23 protein-coding genes are annotated in these 17,862 nt (G+C 61.9%); 17 read left to right on the top strand and 6 right to left on the bottom strand.

Features of this window, described 5'->3' with window-relative positions; all coding sequences use genetic code 11:
- Positions 1-3: 3 nt before the first annotated feature.
- Complete coding sequence (locus AC3WN8_RS01835) at positions 4-3,771, bottom strand: DUF4132 domain-containing protein (RefSeq protein ID WP_492667666.1); 3,768 nt, start codon at positions 3,769-3,771, stop codon at positions 4-6.
- 393 nt (positions 3,772-4,164) lie between these two features.
- On the opposite strand from AC3WN8_RS01835, the gene AC3WN8_RS01830 reads away from it, so the two are divergent.
- From AC3WN8_RS01830 to AC3WN8_RS01780, 11 genes are all read left to right on the top strand, one after another.
- Positions 4,165-5,469: a tyrosine-type recombinase/integrase gene (locus AC3WN8_RS01830; RefSeq protein ID WP_492667665.1), complete on the top strand. Its 1,305-nt coding sequence runs from the start codon at positions 4,165-4,167 to the stop codon at positions 5,467-5,469.
- On the top strand, positions 5,466-6,161 hold the full coding sequence (locus AC3WN8_RS01825) for a hypothetical protein (RefSeq protein WP_492667664.1): 696 nt from the start codon (positions 5,466-5,468) through the stop codon (positions 6,159-6,161). The genes AC3WN8_RS01830 and AC3WN8_RS01825 overlap by 4 nt, the downstream gene beginning before the upstream one ends.
- An 80-nt stretch (positions 6,162-6,241) precedes the next feature.
- Positions 6,242-6,433, top strand: a complete 192-nt coding sequence (locus AC3WN8_RS01820) for a helix-turn-helix transcriptional regulator (RefSeq protein WP_492667663.1) — start codon at positions 6,242-6,244, stop codon at positions 6,431-6,433.
- Between the two features lie 54 nt (positions 6,434-6,487).
- The gene (locus AC3WN8_RS01815) at positions 6,488-6,643 is read left to right on the top strand and encodes a hypothetical protein (RefSeq protein WP_492667662.1); all 156 of its coding nucleotides are present in this window, start codon (positions 6,488-6,490) and stop codon (positions 6,641-6,643) included.
- Complete coding sequence (locus AC3WN8_RS01810; RefSeq protein WP_492667661.1) at positions 6,636-6,839, top strand: hypothetical protein; 204 nt, start codon at positions 6,636-6,638, stop codon at positions 6,837-6,839. The genes AC3WN8_RS01815 and AC3WN8_RS01810 overlap by 8 nt, the downstream gene beginning before the upstream one ends.
- Positions 6,829-7,035, top strand: coding sequence for a hypothetical protein (locus tag AC3WN8_RS01805; RefSeq protein WP_492667660.1), 207 nt, complete (start codon positions 6,829-6,831; stop codon positions 7,033-7,035). Before AC3WN8_RS01810 ends, AC3WN8_RS01805 begins: the two co-directional genes overlap by 11 nt.
- Positions 7,035-7,949 (top strand): DUF7146 domain-containing protein, encoded by a 915-nt coding sequence (locus AC3WN8_RS01800; protein WP_492667659.1) that lies wholly within the window; start codon positions 7,035-7,037, stop codon positions 7,947-7,949. Before AC3WN8_RS01805 ends, AC3WN8_RS01800 begins: the two co-directional genes overlap by 1 nt.
- A complete protein-coding gene (locus AC3WN8_RS01795; protein ID WP_492667658.1) occupies positions 7,942-9,147 on the top strand; it encodes an AAA family ATPase in 1,206 nt (401 codons plus the stop codon). The genes AC3WN8_RS01800 and AC3WN8_RS01795 overlap by 8 nt, the downstream gene beginning before the upstream one ends.
- Before the next feature lie 166 nt (positions 9,148-9,313).
- Positions 9,314-9,613: a hypothetical protein gene (locus tag AC3WN8_RS01790; protein WP_492667657.1), complete on the top strand. Its 300-nt coding sequence runs from the start codon at positions 9,314-9,316 to the stop codon at positions 9,611-9,613.
- A 4-nt stretch (positions 9,614-9,617) separates the two neighbouring features.
- The gene (locus tag AC3WN8_RS01785; protein ID WP_492667656.1) at positions 9,618-10,301 is read left to right on the top strand and encodes a hypothetical protein; all 684 of its coding nucleotides are present in this window, start codon (positions 9,618-9,620) and stop codon (positions 10,299-10,301) included.
- Positions 10,237-10,386 (top strand): hypothetical protein, encoded by a 150-nt coding sequence (locus AC3WN8_RS01780; RefSeq protein ID WP_492667655.1) that lies wholly within the window; start codon positions 10,237-10,239, stop codon positions 10,384-10,386. The genes AC3WN8_RS01785 and AC3WN8_RS01780 overlap by 65 nt, the downstream gene beginning before the upstream one ends.
- A 43-nt stretch (positions 10,387-10,429) precedes the next feature.
- Here the strand turns inward: AC3WN8_RS01780 and AC3WN8_RS01775 are convergent, their stop codons facing one another.
- The 5 genes from AC3WN8_RS01775 to AC3WN8_RS01755 form a co-directional block, all read right to left on the bottom strand.
- Complete coding sequence (locus AC3WN8_RS01775; protein WP_492667654.1) at positions 10,430-11,761, bottom strand: hypothetical protein; 1,332 nt, start codon at positions 11,759-11,761, stop codon at positions 10,430-10,432.
- A gap of 85 nt (positions 11,762-11,846) precedes the next feature.
- A complete protein-coding gene (locus AC3WN8_RS01770) occupies positions 11,847-12,425 on the bottom strand; it encodes a hypothetical protein (protein WP_492667653.1) in 579 nt (192 codons plus the stop codon).
- Positions 12,426-12,631: 206 nt separating this feature from the next.
- A complete protein-coding gene (locus AC3WN8_RS01765; RefSeq protein WP_492667652.1) occupies positions 12,632-12,991 on the bottom strand; it encodes a hypothetical protein in 360 nt (119 codons plus the stop codon).
- Positions 12,988-13,248, bottom strand: coding sequence for a hypothetical protein (locus AC3WN8_RS01760; RefSeq protein ID WP_492667651.1), 261 nt, complete (start codon positions 13,246-13,248; stop codon positions 12,988-12,990). The genes AC3WN8_RS01765 and AC3WN8_RS01760 overlap by 4 nt, the downstream gene beginning before the upstream one ends.
- A gap of 3 nt (positions 13,249-13,251) precedes the next feature.
- Positions 13,252-13,731 (bottom strand): hypothetical protein, encoded by a 480-nt coding sequence (locus tag AC3WN8_RS01755; RefSeq protein ID WP_492667650.1) that lies wholly within the window; start codon positions 13,729-13,731, stop codon positions 13,252-13,254.
- 147 nt (positions 13,732-13,878) lie between these two features.
- Between AC3WN8_RS01755 and AC3WN8_RS01750 the strand changes: the two genes are divergently transcribed.
- From AC3WN8_RS01750 to AC3WN8_RS01725, 6 genes are all read left to right on the top strand, one after another.
- Positions 13,879-14,121, top strand: a complete 243-nt coding sequence (locus AC3WN8_RS01750) for a helix-turn-helix domain-containing protein (protein ID WP_492667649.1) — start codon at positions 13,879-13,881, stop codon at positions 14,119-14,121.
- 102 nt (positions 14,122-14,223) lie between these two features.
- Positions 14,224-14,466 carry a hypothetical protein gene (locus AC3WN8_RS01745; RefSeq protein WP_492667648.1) on the top strand — a complete coding sequence of 81 codons (243 nt, stop codon included), beginning with the start codon at positions 14,224-14,226 and terminating at the stop codon, positions 14,464-14,466.
- A gap of 413 nt (positions 14,467-14,879) precedes the next feature.
- Entirely contained in the window at positions 14,880-15,170 is a 291-nt protein-coding gene (locus AC3WN8_RS01740) for a hypothetical protein (RefSeq protein ID WP_492667647.1), read from the top strand.
- Positions 15,171-15,180: 10 nt separating this feature from the next.
- Positions 15,181-16,035 (top strand): hypothetical protein, encoded by an 855-nt coding sequence (locus AC3WN8_RS01735; protein ID WP_492667646.1) that lies wholly within the window; start codon positions 15,181-15,183, stop codon positions 16,033-16,035.
- Entirely contained in the window at positions 16,023-16,718 is a 696-nt protein-coding gene (locus tag AC3WN8_RS01730; RefSeq protein ID WP_492667645.1) for a tail fiber domain-containing protein, read from the top strand. The genes AC3WN8_RS01735 and AC3WN8_RS01730 overlap by 13 nt, the downstream gene beginning before the upstream one ends.
- Before the next feature lie 155 nt (positions 16,719-16,873).
- Positions 16,874-17,797 carry a hypothetical protein gene (locus AC3WN8_RS01725; protein ID WP_492667644.1) on the top strand — a complete coding sequence of 308 codons (924 nt, stop codon included), beginning with the start codon at positions 16,874-16,876 and terminating at the stop codon, positions 17,795-17,797.
- The last annotated feature ends 65 nt before the right edge of the window (positions 17,798-17,862 follow it).

Here is a 17,862-nt window from a genome sequence, read left to right as displayed (position 1 = left end):
CCCTTACCAGGGTGCGATTTTCTCCCAATCGGGATCGAACGCCCCCTTGGCGGCGACGGTATGATAATCCGCCCAGCATTCGGCGAGCATCACGGGGGGCACGTCCTGCAGGCGATAGGCGCCGCGATGCCCCTGTTTGGAGAAGCGAAGCTCCTTCAATGCCACCGGATTATTCTCATCGATGGCGTGGGAGCCAGTGTGGAAGATGGTCGCCGAGATGCCGTGGCTCGGGAATTTCTTCTCATACTCATTGCAGCCGCCGCCATCGCGCATCACCCGTTCATAGCCGCGCTTTTCGGCAATGCCGCGAAAGGTGAGGCTGTCGGCCCTCCACCCCTGCCGGTCGACGACGGACTCAGCCTCGCGCTGTTCCGTGGACAGCGGTGCGCGCAGCGTATCGAACTGCGTTAGAAAGGGCGTGATCTCGTAATCCTCGAGATGCTTGGTCCAGGCCCTGTTGTTGCCTTCGTCCGTCAGCGCGCCGTGGGCGAGTCGTAGCCTGGCGAAACCGTCGATATCAACTGTCGTGTCGGCGGCATCGGTGAAGTCGCCCTCCTGTGTGGGGCGGAACAGGCCGAGTGGCTGGTCCTCCGCGTCGAGCCCCTGCCAGACGAGCCGCTCGATCAGGCGGCGCATCACCGGATGTTCGTGAAGGGCCAGGCGCCAATCGGCCACGGGCCAGGTGCGTTCGACGCACATCGCCTCGAACAGCCGCGTGCCTTGCAGTTCAATGATCTGTGTCAGCTCCTTCCTGGCGGCGGAAAGCGCCTTCTTGGATTCCTTCGTCACCTCATCGTCACCAGCGGGCAGGCTTTTCATTGCCTTGCCTTCTGGGTTGAACAGATGGATCGCCAGCATGGCGTCGAGCCGGGCGGTATAGGGTTTCTCGTCCTCGCCGCAGGGCAAGTCGAGCACCCCGTCATCGTCGAAGCCGGCGCTCGGCACGGTGCGGTCGGCGAGTTCGTCGAAACTCCAGCCGCGATCCTCGGCATAGCGTTCGGCAATCTCGGCCGCGCGTGCCTGGGTGCTTTTCTGCTTGAGGCGGGCTGACGCCGCGATCACCACCTGCAGCGCGCCGGGCTGTCCGATCCCGGCCAGCATTTCGAGCAGCGCCATGGCCTGATTGGAACGGCGCCCGTGCTTCTTCAGGAACCAGCGGACGCGGTTGGCGGCGAATACCGGGTCGGCGCGGCAGGCAAGGGCGAGCATCCCCTTGGTTTCCGAACCCGAGTTGATGAGCTCACCGGTCTTTTCGCGGACGATGTGCGCAATGAGTTCATCCCGTAGTTGCGGGGTCTTCTGCCCGCCGTACATCCAGGAATAATGTTGCTGGTAATTGGCTATCGCATAAGCGGTCGCTTCCTCCAGCGTCGACGATTTGGTGTCATAGGCGACCCAGCTGTCCAGAACCCAATTCGAGAAGCTGCGCGCGTCTTCGGGCAGCAACTGGTCGAGGTAGATCCCGAACTGCCCGCTGGCGGCCGGATCCTTGAGGCGAATGGCGAGAGCCAGCCAGTGCCGCACCACGGGCGGTGGAACGGTGGAGCCGTCACGGAAATGTGGCGCGGGAAGTCCGTTGGCGGCGAGCCATGCGGGCAGTTCCGCTGAAACTTTGGCGCAGTCCGCTTCGGCCTCCGCGATCAGCGTGGTGGGGCCGATCAAGTCGGAAAGGTCGAAGCCCATGCGCTGCAGGCTTTCGATCAGCGCAGCGCGTACCAGATCGCTCTTTTCTTTCTTCAGCCGCTTGCGCAGCGCGCCTTCGCTGGCGGTGGAGCGGATGTCGGCGAGCCAGACGGCTGCGTTGAGCCGCACTTGCTGGCGCTTGTCGTCCAGCAGGGCTTCGATGCGCAGGTGCAGGTCCTTGGCATCGCGCAGCAGGGTCATGGCCTGCCGTCGCAACGGACGCTTTTCCGCAACCGCGATGTCCAGTAGGCGGGGAAAATAGCGTTGCGGGACCTTGGGCAATAAATCGAGCAAGGTGAGAATGCGCGTCAGTTCGATGGGCTTGCTAGCCGCGCGTAGCCCCAGGCCTTCGTCGAACAGTTCGAAACATTGCGCCAGCCAAGGCCACACCGCCTCGCCGGGCAATTCCCGCATGGCTGCAAACAGGTCCGTGCGATAGTAGCTGGGATAGGACTTTCCGAGAAGCGCGCGCAGGTGCTGGCATGGATCGAAATGGGGATCGAGCGCCGCCTGATCGAGCGGCAGACCGGTCTTGCCGGCGTGCTCGGCCAGCGCGATCTCCCGCAAGCCGAAGCCGTCCTTAGCCATCCATTTCTCCAGGTGCTCAAGCCCGAACTTCTGCCTTTCGTAGGTGGAGAAGGAGCCGCCAACGAGAAATCCCATTTCGCCGTGGTTGCCGGCCAAGAGTATGCGCAGCGCCGTGCCTGCGGGAAGTCCATCGAGGTATGCGCCGTACCATGCGCGGCCGTCGTCGCGCCTTCTGATCTCGCTTGAGAGGGCGTAGTTCTTGCTCGGCGGCAAGGGTGTGCCCCGGGTCATCAGTTCAAATGTCGCCTCAATGTCGCTCTTGTCGAGCTTGTAATGGAACCGGGTGCGATCGCAGCTTTCCTCGGATAGGCTGGCGCGATGCGCCGTGATTGCTTCGACCACCTTCATGAAGGCCATGTAATCGCCGTCACTTGGCTCGATCGCTTCTTGTATCGCCATGGCAATCACGGGTGGGAATTCGACGAAGCTGCCGTCGATCGTGGCGTAACCGTTGCCGCGATCCGCAGCGCCTTCGCCCCCAGCGCCTTGATTCGAGGCCTCCAGCAGCGCTTCGATCGCTGCCTTGACCTTCGCCGCCTTCTCCACCTTGCTGCGTTCGGTCAGCAGAGCGAGCACCTCCGGCGTCCCGCAGCGTCCCGCTGCCTGAACCAGACCATGGCGGGTATCGATATCTGCCTTCGGCAGTTCGCGCTGGAGCAAGGCAAGGAGTTGGCCCCGGTCAAGCCGTGCGAGGGCTGACGTGGCGACTTCGCGGTCGTTCTTATCGAATGGCTTGGTCAGCATCGCCACCAGCAAGGCCTCGATTTCGGGCGCTCCGGTCGCATCGATCTGTTCGATCAGCTTTATCGCCTCGCTGCGCTGACCACTAAGGCGGATCGCTTCGGCCAAAGCAGCCGGGTAGGTTTGTGCATAGTCGGCGAAATCGCTGCTGGTCACCCAGCTGCCTTCCGCAGGATGGGTCGGACTGCGCAGTACCAGCGAAAGAAAGTCGGACATCCTGCCACCGACCTGCTGGACATGGGCAAGCAAGGTCTTGGGCGAGATGAGCGAAGCCCACTCAATCTTGTAGTTGATTTCCGTGCGCCTGGCCCCGCCCAACGCCATGTTCGAAAAGCCGGAAAGCACCAACTCTTCCGGTGTGGGTGTCTTGTTATATGGCCGGCTGATCCGGCCAGTGGCGATGCGGATGTGCAGCAGCCTGCCCAGTTCCGGGCCGGGTTCAATCCCGCCGGTTACCAGGGCAACGTCGGTTGCCCCCTCCGCATTGTTCATGCCGATGCTGTCGCCGAAGTAGGGATGAGTATAGCGCGGCACTGTCTTGTACAGGGTTTCGATCCTGGCGACGACTTCGCTGCGCTCGCCGGTCGCGACAAATGCGATGGCGGCCTTGCCTAGTCCAGGCTGAATCAGGTCAAGCCGCTGCAACTCGGCGAGCATCGCAGGATGCAGAGGTTTTCTGGCCATCGCCTGATTGGACGCTGATCCGTCCAATGCCTTGCGGCCGAACAGAACCCTGCGAAACGTGCTTTCGAAGCTCATGGCATGCCCCCTTGCCAACGAAATCGGGCTGGAGGTAATTGGAATTTATGAAAAAGCCATGAGCGAGCGCTAAGCATCGTCAGCGTTGCGCAAGGCGAAGCTGATCACGAATAGGGCAAGTTCGATCGTGAATGCTACCTGGCGCGAAACGATAAGATCAGACCGCTGTCCGATCGTCCCTAATATGTTGGATTATATAGAAAAGGTGGTGGACGCACTAGGGCTCGAACCTAGGACCCGCTGATTAAGAGTTAGAGGGTGCGGCAACGCGTTTCTGCGCGCGCTTCGTCATTCTGGGCTGTTATCGCGGGGGTTCGCTTCCCGTCGTTTCCTTGATGTTCCCGCCAAATCCCGTTACGGTGATTGCTCAGTGATTACTGGAAGGGCGTTCGCATGGCCACGGGCAAGGTTACGCTGGCGACGGTGAAGGCGATGGCGCCGGAGAAGGGTGATACCTTCCTGTGGGATACCGAGTTGAAGGGCTTCGGACTGAAGGTCACGCCGGCCGGTGCACGCAGCTATGTGTTTCAATATCGCATGGGCGGTCGCGGCACGAAGACCAAGCGCTATACGATAGGCGGGCATGGCTCGCCCTGGACGCCGGACAGTGCGCGCGATGAATGCAAGCGCCTGTCGCGGCTGGTCTCGCAAGGGACGGACCCGGCACAGGTGAAGCGGGAGCGCGAGCGCCAATCGGTCACCATGGCGTTTCGCGGCTATGCCGACACGTTCGTCGATGAGTATCTGAAAGCGAACTGGCCAGGCTCTTGGGCAGATGGTCAGAATGCGCTCAGGTTCTATGCCGTGGCCGAGCTGAAAGACAAATCTATTGGCCAGATCGATCGCGCCGACATCAAGGCCGTGCTCGATCGAGCGAAGGGCATGCCGGCGACGCAGCGCAAGCTGTTCGCCATCCTCCGCCTGCTGTTTTCATGGGCGGTCGATCAAGGGGATATCGTCGGTTCGCCTGTCGATGCGATGAAGGCCCCCGCCGGGCCGAGCAGCCGCGACCGGGTTCTCGCAGATTGGGAGTTGCGGCTTGCGTGGCTGGCCGCCAGCGGACTCGGCTATCCGTTTGGGCCGCTGATCCGCCTTCTCATCGCAACGGGACAGCGGCTTGAGGAGGTCGCCGCGCTGGACTGGAAGGAAGTCGACAAGGCGCATGCGACCTGGGACCTGCCCAGCGAGCGCGCGAAGAATGATATCGCGCATCATGTGCCGCTCAACGCCCGGGCGCTGGCAGAGCTTGAAGCGATCTCGCGGCGACGCGTCGGGCATGCCAGCGATGAACGCTGGCCGCGGCGGGGGTTCGTCTTCACCACCACGGGCCAAACGTCCGTGTCAGGCTATTCTCGCGCCAAGAAGCGCCTTGACGCCGCGATGTTGGAGATCGCGCAGAAAGAGGCGATAGACCGCGAAGAGGATCCGAAAGAGGTCGAGATCGCTCCTTGGCGCCTGCACGATCTACGGCGCACGCTGGCGACGGGTTTTCAACGGCTGGGCATCCGCTTCGAAGTGACCGAAGCCGTATTGAACCATGTCAGCGGCGCGAAGTCCGGCGTGGCCGGCATCTACCAGCGATACGACTGGCGGCCGGAGAAGCGTGCTGCACTCGATGCGTGGTCTGCACATATCGACGCGCTGGCCTCAGGCCACGATCAAACGAACGTCGTCCGGATGGCGGCAGCGCGAGCATGAAGACGGATTCGGATGCTTCCTGCAAGATCGATCTGGGAATTTGGGCAGAATTCGTCAGGAAGTCAGAGCTCGTTGAAGCCATGTATCGCCAGACTGACCGAGACCACCCCGCGACGCAAAATGCAGCCATCGCTTCCTTGGCAATCGCGAACCAATTTCTTGAGGACATTGGCGCGCCGTCAGGAATCACTGGCCGACTGAACGCTATCATGCTGGCGCTCGACGAGGCGTCCCATGGGCGCAAACCGGATCTGCTTCAACGACAGGACGTTCAGGGCAGTCCATCGACCAATCTTGACATGGTTGTTGAGGGAGCGGCCGCCGCATGCGTTGGGGTGCTTGTTGCAGCTGGTATGGCCGTGGGCGCAGCCTGCGAGTTTGTCGGCTCACGCCTAGATCATGAACAATTGGGACGCGCTCGCGCTGGGAGGGGGCAGCAGTCTCGAAGCGTGGCACGGTGGTATCGAGCGTCCCGTCCGCGGTCGGAGGATCCGTTGCGGCGGGAAGCCGCAGCGGCGTTAAGCGCGCTGGGCTTGCCCATAAGCTCAAACTCGGCCGCTCAGGCGCGGGAATTCGTCTCACGGCGCTTGCGAGAGACCGAGAAAGACTGGCCACCGTCCCTCGATCGCGCACGTCAAATCGTCAAAGATGAGATAAAGAAAGTCGCGAACCTCGGCCGTAAAGACCAATAGCCCCCCAGGCTGTTGGCTCACCTAATCCTCCAACGTCCTCCTAACGCCCAGCCAATCTCGGAAGGGCCTTGGAGGATCCAATGAAAAAGCTTCTCAGCGAGAGCGAGCAGGCGGAAATGTGGGGCATTTCCAAAAAGACTTTGGCCAATCAGCGGTGCCGCGGCGATGGCCCACCATTCATCAAGCTTGGACGGCTCGTTCGCTACGATCCGGAAGTCACTGCTGCTTGGGCAACGGCACGCACGGCGCTTTCTACCGCCCAGGCAGCGTGATCGCTCATGATCATCCGCAACGGGGGATCGCCCCCTAGACAAGAACGCCGCCCGGTGTTGAGCACCACGCGGCGTTCGTCTCCTTTGCTGGCCGGCTGGGAGGATCGCTTCGATAGCACAACGCTCGACGATGCGGAAGCATGGGGGAACGCCATGCTCTACGCCGTCAATGCATGGAAGCGCAACGCGCGCGGCGGTCGCCATGGCTGATCCGCACCGCATCATCCTGCAGCCCGAGGCGTTCGGCGCCGGTTTCGATGTGCTGGTCGCACCCAAGCCGGCCGGCCTCGAACTGTGCTGCGAATTCAAGTCGTACCGGGAAGCGCGGGGCTACGCCGCCGGCATCGCCGCTGCGCTCGGCTGGCCAATCACTGACACAACCGAAAGGGCCGATCATGTCGACTAAGCCCCCCATCGTCATGCCTGAGGCCATCCGCAAGGCAGCGCGCACGGTGCTGAACGCAGACGCGCCGATCACGCGCAAGGCCGGCCAGTTTCTCGGTCAGCTCGTCGCCGAGCCCTTCAATCTATCCGACGCGCAAAAGGACTGGCTCGATAAGCTGCTCGTCCGCGCAGGCCTCGCGCCACTGTGGGGTGAATAATGAGCGCGCTCGAACTGGCGGCTCGCATGGGGTCGGTCGCGACAAAGCTGCTCGGCGAACCGAACCGCGTCCACACGCGGGGCAACGATTGGCGGTATGGGTCAAAGGGCTCGCTCTCGATCGACGTCGAGCGCGGCGTCTGGCGCGACCACGAAGCGGGCTCAGGTGGCGGCGTGCTGGATCTCATCCAACGCGAACTGAAGTGCGGCACTCGCGAGGCGCTGGAATGGCTGGGCGAGCCGCGCGCAGCACCTGACCGGCCGGTGCGGAGGCAGTCCGAGTCAAAGTCGCGGGAGAACAAGCACGGCGCCCGCGCGCTCGATATATGGGCGGGCACGATCGATGCGCGCGGCACGCTCGCTGAGCGTTATCTCTCCGGGCGCGGCTTGCGTCTCGAGAATTATGTCGCTGAGCAGGTCATGCGCTTTCACCCGCGCTGCCCGTACAAGCCCGCGCCCGATCGGGTCGAGCATTTGCCAGCCCTGATCTGCCTGTTCCGTGACATCGCGACGCGCGAACCGGTGGCGGTGCAGCGCATCCTGCTTAACCCCGACGGCACAAAGCGCACGAAGGCGTCGTTGGGCTTGTCGATGGGTGCGGCAATCATGCTGGTACCTCCGGAATGCATCGATCAGTATGTCGCCATCTGCGAAGGCCCCGAAACCGGGCTGGCGCTGCTCAATGCCGGTGAGCGTTGCATATGGGCATTGGCTGGAACCGCCGGCTTGTTGGCCTTCCCCCTGGTCGGGCGCCTGGACCTGTCCGTCTATGCGGATGCGGACGACGCCGGCAGGCTTGCGGCTCGTGCGGTCGCCGAGCGCTATGTCGCCGATCGCCGTGATGCGCTGATCTTCACCCCGCCCGTCGCTGGAGCGGATTTCGCCGACCTTCAAAGGGAGGCGGTCCATGGTTGATGCGATACTTGGGGCAAATGTCGAGGTGTTGACCCCGCCGCCTGCGGAGCCAGAGCTGCGCGAGGTGCCGAAGCGTCTGCCCATCATCAACATGCGGCGTTGGATTGGGCACATCCCGCCGCAACGCGAGTGGATCGTCAACGAGTGGGTCCCGACTCGTCAAGCGACGCTTCTCACAGGCTCTGGTGGCGTCGGCAAGTCGCTGATCGCGCAGCAGCTCTGTACATGCGTCGCCATGGGTCTGCCGTTTCTGGGTGTGTCGGTTCGCGGCGGCCCGGCGCTGTATCTGTCGTGCGAGGATGACGAAGAAGAGCTTTGGCGACGGCAGGCCGCGATCTGCGAAGGGCTGGGCCTCGCCATAGGCGACGTGCTGGACAAACTGACGCTGTCGTCACTGATGGGGCTGCCTGGCAACGCGCTCGCACACTTCGATGCGAACACGGGCGAGATGAGGCCCACCGATCGGTATCGAGAACTGGAAGGGACCTGTGTTGAAGAGGGGGTCCGCTTCGCGGCGATCGACAATGCAAGCCATTTGATGGGGGGCGATCACAACGATCTGACGCAGGTGGTTGCGTTCCTCAATCTCGCGAACGGGCTGGCACTCCGCATCGACGGTGCAACGCTGGTTCTCCACCACCCGAACAAAAAGGGCGACCACTTCCTCGGGTCGGTCGGCTGGGAAAATCAGGTGCGGTCTCGGTTGTTCATGAGCCGGGAGGGTGAGATTGATCCGGACGCTCGCAAGCTGATCAATCCGAAGGCGAACTATTCCGCGGCAGGTGGCGAAGTCTGCTTTCGCTGGATCAAGGGCGCCTTCATGACCGCGGCCGACGTGCCCGACGATAGACGAAAGGATTTCGAGGACAGCGCCCGTGCGGGTGCCGACAATGCTCTTTTCCTGTCGTGCTTGGCCGAGCGCAATAAGCAGCGTCGGGCGGTGTCGGAGAGGCGGGGACCGACCTTCGCGCCGACCGAGTTCGCCAAAATGGCGGAGGCGAAGGGACTGGGCAAGGATCGGCTTGAAGCGGCGATGGATCGCCTGTTCCGGCTGGGCAAGGTCGAGCGCGCCGAACTGTGGAAGGCGGACAATCGAAAGCCGGTTTTCGGGTTACGCGAAGTTGTGCTGAACGGTGATCGGGGCGAATTGCCCCTGAGTGCTCCGATTCGCCAGGAAACCGCGGAAATCGGCCAATGACGGGCTGCGCTCAACACACTGTGCATCTAACGGTGCACCTAACGCATCCAACGGTCTCTAAGTCGTTGGTTTTGTTTGCACCTAACGCGCTCAACACACTCACTACCCCTAAAGGGGGAGTAGGTTATCCCCCAACGGGCTGCCTGCCTCTGGAAAGGCGGGCGGCATGAGCATCGCCTTCGCGTTCGACAGGCTGCCGCTGATCGGTACGATCTTGCGCGTCGATCGGCAGGATTATCATCTTGTCGACATCCAACCCCACATTCGCCAGGACGGGCGCGATACGGTGCTGCTGCGCTGGGAGAGCGAGTGTCCGAACTGCAGCAAGGCTTTCGAGGTCACGACGCCGATGCGCGGGCAAAGGCTCATGCGCAGGTGTCCGCCATGTCGGGCGACGTGCCGCGGCCGCCGGATTCGGAGGCGTCGCGGCAATAGGCCACTGCCGGTCAGTATCATTGAGGGATAAGGCCATGGACGAAGACGAGCAGCAGCCCGCGCCACGCGTCGAGACGGTGAAGATCGTGAAGGATCCGAATAAGTCGGAAGCGCGCCAACTGGCCGAGGTCGTCATGGAGCCGACGCACCGGGCGGCCTTCATCACCGCGACCATGGGCGCACAGCAATTCGGCGGCATCGACGCTCAGCCGACGCTCGACGATGCGGTCGAGATCATGGCCGATCATGCTCAGCAGGTCCGCGATGGCGACATGACAATCCTGAGCGACACCTTAGCCGGGCAGGTGTCGGCGCTGGACGCATTGTTCACCGAGTTCACGCGGCGGGCGATCACCAGCATGGGCAAGCACCAACAGGCGTTCGAAAGCTACATGCGCTTGGCGTTCAAGGCGCAGGCGCAGTGCAGGGCATCCGCCGAATCACTGTCGAAGATGCACCAGCCGCGCGAGCAGACGGTGCGACACGTCCATGTCTACGAAGGCGGCCAAGCGGTCGTCGCAGAGGAATTCCACCATCACGGGGGAGGGGGGCAAAATGAAGGAATGGCCGATCAATCCCAAGCAGCCGCAACAATTGGCAGAAGCCCCGCGCTGCCTGGCCCGCACCCGCTCGGGCCGCCCATGCCAATCGCCGGTGGTCAGCGGAAAGAAGCGGTGCCGAATGCACGGGGGGACAAACCCAGGCGCACCGATCGGTAATCGAAACGCGTATAAGCACGGCCTAAAGTCGGCGGAGATGATCCAGCTAAAGCGGCTGTTACGGGCGATCCATGAGGGTACGTGATCGGCACCGCGATCGCGCATCAACGCTTAACGCACTCCGTATCTCATTTGAATTTACGATCGCCACATACGCCGCATGCATATCCACCACCGGGCTCACAACTCTTCGATGTCGGCGAAAGCTTATTTGATTGGCAGATGAGAAGCCCATTGAAGCAGGATGGAGCGGAATCGGAGCACCCCCTAAAATAGCCGCCGGGGGTGTCGCTGCACTGAACAACATTGGAAATGTCAGGAATATATTCGCCTTCCGCCTGCACGCATCCCAAGGCTTTGGCCTGACACAGAGTTGTTTTAGCGTCGATCCATAACGCGCTCATGGTAAAACCAAATTCACCCTTTTGGTTGGACATTGGCAAGTCAGGTCCGCGGATCCACGCGTCAATGGCTACCTCCGTGCTAGTTCGCATTAACCTCGCTTTACAAACGAAGGAGGTTTCGCCGGTATTATATGACGATCGGCAATAACGATATCCTGCCGGTGCGGTTAGGCGTTCGGCGTAATGCTGGCTTCTCCTGCTGAAGGCCGTGCCGCTTTGGCGCCAGTGGCGTTCGAGCGTACCACTATTTATGAGTGGAAGCTGACCGATCTCAATTGGTGGCAGAGTGTCAAGCGGAGTTATGGCGCTGAACCTTTCCGAGAACAGCGTTTGGGACCACTTAATTGCCTTGAGATCTTGGGGGGCATGCTCGAAATCCAGTACCATGCGCCCGTCAACGACTTTCGAGCCAATGGCCCAGTGGGAGTTGCGTGCATTGGTCGTGAGTTCTACGTCGCCATTTTTTTGCACTATGAAATCGTAATCACTGTTCATGGCGCGGTACGTGTCATGAATATTTTGTGCAATACCTCGCAGTTTGGTGGATATAGCACGTGCATTCAAAAACTCAGCTTCGCAGCCTTCGCTCTCTCCAAACTTATCGACTGCCCTGCTTGCCGCTTCGGAGGCACCGATCAGTTCATCGAACTTTGCCGGCAAGCTCGCAAAATTCTGGTTGAATGATTCTCCGGCCAGCGTAACCTCTTCAGAAAGGCATGCGTGCTCAAGGTTGGCACGCTTGATGCAGGAGGTATTATCCTTCGAGCAACTTTTGCGTACAAGCTGGCAAGCACCATTCTGCATGAGGGGATTAGGCCGTGGACCGCAACTTTTGACTGCCGCGGCTTCGAGGGTTTTTGGGCAGTTTCGGCTTGGACCAGTCGGGAACAATTTGTCTAGGTCGATGTCGAATCCTGGGCCGGCGTGGGGCCGTATTAATCGTTCTCCGCGAGGCCCTTCCCCTTTCGGTGAATTTTCACCTGGCTGGAATGCGAGAGCCGCAGTCGCGCCAGCAATTAGCAAAAGCGAAGCGGAAACTATCTGCTTAAAGTCCATCGGCCACTCCCCAAGCCAAAAAGACTCGATGAACCTACAGGTGGTTTGCCGAATGTCAAAGTCCGGTCGCAAGGCGAACTGAGCGTTACACTCGAACCAGCATCGCCGCAGCAACAGCGTTTAACAACTCCACTTTAGGAATTGGCACGCTCGCAGTAACATATCCAACATTCTTTGCCCGCCTGATGCCGTACCTCTCGGCCCAGAGGCGCCCGCGCTGCCGCCAAGCGCGCTGCAGCGGGGCCACCGGCATAAGGAAGCATTCGCCGGTCGGCGCGAAGGCATAAGCGATGAAGTCGCAAGCGAGAGACTTTTGCACCCAGCCCGGCACTCGGCGTTCCTCGTCGCTCCACACCTCTAGCAAGATGTCAGGCCATGCCTGCATTCGCACCTTCTCATCGACCGAATAGGTTCGACCACAGGCCAGCGTCAAAAGTCGGTCGATGCCGCCGCGTTGCGCCCAGCCGTCCTTCCTGACTGGTACTGCGGCAACCAGATTGGGAAAGGCGCGCCGATATGTCGGGATCCACCATTCGGCGTCCACATAGCTCTCGGACAGCGCAAGGCTGGTGCGGAAGTCGTGGATACCCTGCCTCAACGCCGAAACGCCCCGACTGGTTAGTCGGGGCGTTGGGAGCTGCAGCGATAACTGCGGTTCGCTCATTGAGGGCTAGGTCCCGTCATCGACCTCATCCACGCCTTGAAGCATTGCCGAGACGACCCGACCGAGCATCGGCCTTGGCAATGAAGGGTTGGTCGCAAGTAGCGCCTCGGGTGGCCCAGTGAGCGACTTGGCGCGAAGTAGGGGCCTGCGCGTCCACGATCTGCGCTGCGGAGTGCTCAAGCACATGCGTCGGGCGCTGCTGACCATCATTCGCCCTCCCTCAGGCCAGCAACAATCGCGGACGCTGTAAGCGCCGCGCCGTCCTGAAGTGCCCAATAGCCCCTGTGCGTGATGTCTTGCACTTCGCGCCGCTGTTCCGGTGTCAGCACCTTCAGGATGGCTAAGAGGATAAGCAGTTCGGGCGTTCGCCGTGTGCCGGCCGTCTCCCGCTCTGCGTCGCGCGTCTGCGGGTCTTTGCGCTCGCCCGGCCATGGCGCTGCCGCCCTTGCCGCGCGAACTGCTACGCATGAGGGCTGTTGGACCATCCGCCGTGCCGCCGTGGGCAGGATTGTCACCTTTGGGTCGTTGCGCCGCTCGATGTCGCGGATGCTGGGTTCGCGCTTCATGGTCGGATCTCGCCGAACGACCGCGCAACCAGATAGGCCGCGAGGGCTTCACCGCGATCGCGCTGCCCTATGATCTCTGCACGGAGCATGTCGAGCCTCTGTCGCGCCTGATGGTCGATGGCGGACGCGCGGGACAGGAACAGCCGATCGGCCGCGACCATGGCGATTCCCCCATTGTCGGACCACGCGGCGAACCACGCGCGCGCGTCGAAGGTGGGAGCGGCGGAAGCCGCCCCCTTGGGTGCTGGTTTTCCCATTGCTCAGGCCTTCCCGACTGCAACGAGCGCAATCAACGCCTCGGCAACGGTTCTCTCGGGCCAATCCAGCTCTTCGCGGTGAGCAGCGATGGTGTCCAGATCGCCGGCGATCACGGCGCGCTCCATCTTCGACCCAATCGACATGTGCTGCAGCGCGATCCACAAGCGCATTTCTGCGACCCGAACTGACTTGCGATCGCACTTTACGATCGCGTCCTCAGTTGTGTCGACGATGCGCCACAGGCGGAAGTCGGCGTCGGGGCGGCCCCAATCCTCTTCGCTGTCTTTGATCGCGAGCAGGTTCTTGCGCCACATCGCGAACTGGCGCTCAAGCTCGGCGTCCACGCTGGCTTGCGTTGCCGAAGCCGGCTGGGCGAGAACCGCGACGGGCGCGGACGCGATGGCACCGAGAACATCCCGCCGACTTGTCTGTGCCGAAATCTGGCTGTTGTCCGGACGCGTGTCAGTGATATGCGTTTGCATAGTCGTATCCCTTCCTACGAGGGTTGTGATGAGACCGGGGTCGGGAGGATTAGGCCCCTCCCGCCTCGGTCGCTTACTGGTGTAAGTTTCACCAATAATCATGCGACAATGGGTTGTGTCAAGCACTAACTGGTGTATGGTTCACCAATGTCGTTAACGCCCCAACTGTGTCGAATGGCCCGTGCAGGGCTCGGTATGAGTAATTCGGATCTCGCGGCCGCTGCCGGCGTCGGCGTCAATACCGTCTCACGCTTTGAGCAGGGTGGCGGCGCACGGCAATCGAGCGTGCTTGCGATCAAGGCCGCGCTTGAGGCTGCGGGGGCGACCTTCCTTGCCGAAAAGGAAGTCTCGATCGCGGGCGGTCCTGGCGTGCGACTGCCCGCCAACTGAACGGCACAATCGAAGGTATATGCATGACACATATACCTTGGCCCTCCCGCCTTGTCATGCTCGCCAGCGTCGCGCATTCTCTGGCCCTCGGAGGGCGCCGCTATGGGCTGGTGGGATTTCGTCGTGCGCGCGGCCGTGTTCGCGATACTCGCGCCGCTATGGTGGCGCGTCGTACGCCTCGCGGACGATGGCGAGTTGAAGGGCGTCGACTATGCCCACCGTCGGCTTGTGCGCGCGCTGTCGAATGCGATCGTCGGTTCCCTCATCATTGCGGCGCTGCTGGTCATCGCCCCATTGCTCCGCGGCATCGTTCGAGATCCGGACATCGTAACCGGCCTGTTTTAGAGCCATGAATCAATTGGCTTTCAAATTCCGGGTGCAGATCGACGTGCCCGAAAAAGACCCAGCGAGCGTCAGGACCGCCGTCCAAAGTTTTGTGAATCAGATGGGCAAAAAGGGGCAATGCCTCGTCATCCAGGGGACTCCGTTCGCGGTGCTTGTTGATTGCGAATGCGCCGATGACGCAATGTTGCTTCAGTTTAAATTTGATGGCGTTTTGCGTGGGCATCCAGGGTCGGCTATTGCGACCACCTAACCCATAGTTAGGCGGTGTGGTGCCTCTGATTAGCCAGAAAAGCGCGTATTTCGTCGAATTCGGCGGGCGATCCTCGTTTTCAGCAAGCGCATAGCAATCACCGCTATGTGATTTACCGTATTGGTGCTATGTCTTCAGGCCTCATCGCCGGGAGGCAGACGAGATGAAATGCGCCGACGCCCCGAAGACCATCGGGCAGACTCCACCCCTAATGCCGCTGCAACTCGTCGCCGCGCGCGACGCCGCTGCCATGCGCGAGACGGCCCGATGGTTGGCGCGCGAAATGAGCGCCGCAATGGCCATCAGCTACGATGGCGCCTGGCAGTTCCTGATCAGCATTCCCGACGACAAGCTAGCGTTGCTGGCATCGCCAATCGGCTGGGGGGCGATCTCGACATTCGCGGCGCGACGCTTCGGCATCGACGCCGAGCCCTGCTTTCCAACTATGCATTGAGGGGAAAAAGATGCTTGAATCATCCGTTGCCGAAAGCGTGCTTGCAGAAGCGGCGAGCGGGAACGCTCCAGCGCAACATGCCTTTCTCGATCACTTCATGCAGGCCGCTCAACAGGAGGGCGGTGGCATCATCGAATGGCTGAAGGCCGAATGCTGGGCCCGGATGCGGGCAGCGTGCGGCGATCCCGAGGGCGTGCGAAAACTGCATGACGTGCTGCTGGCGGTGGCCCTGTTCTATCCCGCCGATAGCGAAGGGCGCATCAATCGGCAGGCTGAAGCGGTGTTGCTGCTCGATCGCCTTACCGATCAGGGGCACGAACCGTCAGCGGCGGCGTTGGAAAGCACCATCGGCTATGTCTCACCAGCTGCGGCGGCGCGGGCGTCGCGATGGTCGCTTGGTCCAAAGGCCGATCGGGGCTCAAAATGCAATGACGTGGCGATAGAGCGCACGCAAGAAACCATCTGCGTCGCCATGCTTCTTGCCCGCAACGGCGATCCGGAATTGCAAACAGGTTTCGACCCTGCCGCATGGGTCGCCGATCACGGCAACGTCGCGCTGGTTCATGGGAGCAACCTCGCGCTGTTCACCGGGGTCGCGCCAGGCGTCTTCGAGGCGCACTGGCTCTTTGCTGCCAGAGGCCGGCAGGCGCTGGACATTGCACGGGCCGCGCTTCGCTCGATGTTCAGCGAACACGGTGCGCAGGTCATTCGCGGGCTGACCCCGATCGAATGCACCGCGGCGGCGTGGTTCAATCGGCAGCTCGGCGGAAAGTCGCTCGGCATCATCGCAACTGTCCATGGCGCGGCGGAATTGTTCGTCCTCGCGCCCGGCATCATCGAAGGGGATACGAAATGGGCTTCCTGACTGGCCTTACAGGCGGAGAGAAATCGAGCAGCACGTCAAGCAATCAGGCATTCGACTGGTTGAAGGACACGTACAGCGGCTCGGCACAGACCGGAACGCAGGCGACGAACGCTATGGCAGCGTTGCTTGGGCTGGGCGGCGATCCCGAGGCAGCGAATGCCGCGTTCGACCGCTACAAGGACTCGACCGGCTTTGATTTCATGCTCGATAGCGGCAGCCGGGCGATCACGGGAAGCGCTGCTGCGCGCGGAATGCTGCAGTCGGGGTCCACCCTCAAGGCTCTGAACTCGTACGGCCAGAAAACCGGCGCGGCATATTTCCAAAATTACTTGGCCAGCCTCGACAAGCTCGCCGAGCAGGGCCAGGGCGCCGGCCGCATCATTGGCGGCGCAGGACAGACCAGTCAGTCGAAGAGCAACAAGAATGACGGCCTGTTCGGGGCGCTGGGGGACATCGGTTCGGCGGTGGGCACTTTCGCCGCGATGTCTGACCGACGGTTGAAAACCGATATCGAGAAACTGGGCGAACTGCCCGACGGCCTCGGCATCTATTCGTGGCGCTATGTGTTCGACCTGGCGCGCCAGCATGTCGGCGTCATGGCCGATGAAGTCGCAAAGCTGCGCCCCTGGGCGCTCGGCCCTCGAGTCCTTGGCTTCGCCTCTGTCAATTACGGGGATCTCTGATGAGGTACAACGCACTTGCTGCCGGCGGGGGCCGGGACATCGACATTGCCACTTTGCGCGCGATGGCGGAGATCGAAAGCGGTGGCGGCCAGCGACGCGCTGATGCACCACCGATCGGCAACCATCTCGCGAGACAGGCGCCACAGGAAGCGCCGATGATGATGCTGCCGACTTCCTCGTTTCCCTCATCGGTTGTCGATCCCCGGCGCCTTCAGCCGTCCAAGTTCCAGAACACTGCCGGACGGATCGGCGACACGCTGGCAGTGCTGGGTGGCCGCAAGCCGACATTTGGGCCGTGGGCAGAGGAACGGCGCTATAAAAATGCCCTGGCCAGCTATGCCAGTGCGCCGGAGGATCCGGGCCGATTCCAGAACTTTCTAGCGGAGGGCGGCGACACGGCGGCCAACATGGCGTTCAAGTTCCGCGACGATCGGCGCGAGGGGCTGAAATCGACACAGGATCTCGACGCCGGCCGCATGAAGATGATGCGCGATGCCAACCGCGGCGCGATCGAGATGCTGAGCGGGGTCAAGGATCAGGCGAGTTGGGAGGAGGCGCTTGAGCGTGCCGATGGTCTCTACGGCCAATTCGGCGCCAACGTGCGCGATCATCTCCCCGAAGTGTTCCCAGGCCCCGATGGGCTTCGCGATATCCTTATGCAGGCGATGGACGTGGATAAGCGCCTGGCCGCAATGGACCGCCGCGATCGGCTGGAATGGGACATGGACGATGATCGGCTCGACAATGAGCGCGCCGACCGCAATGTCAGTTCGCTTGTCGAAAAGCGTAGCCAACCCCCGGCACCTCGCCGCGGTCCCGCGCCTCGCGCTGTCACCACCTCAAGCGTCGTCGGGCCGATCCTGCAGAAGGTGGCTAGGGGCGAAGAACTGACGGCGGGTGAGCGCGAAATCTATACGCGCTATCAGGAAGGGGCCGGCGGCAGAGGCGGCGGCCGTCGCGGGGTGCCAGCGCCTGCACCAAAATCAGCAGGATACAAGATCGGGCAGACGGCCACGCATCCGGTAACGGGTGCCAAGGTCGTATGGAACGGGGCCGGCTTCGTGCCGGTGCGCAAGTAATGGCCGCGCCCCAGGTTCCGACTGGCTTCGTCCTCGACGTCGAGCCGGAGGAAACTCAGCGGCCA

This window comes from Sphingobium sp. FW305-3-2-15-F-TSA7 (assembly GCF_058787155.1).
This window is presented reverse-complemented; position numbering and strand designations above follow the sequence as displayed.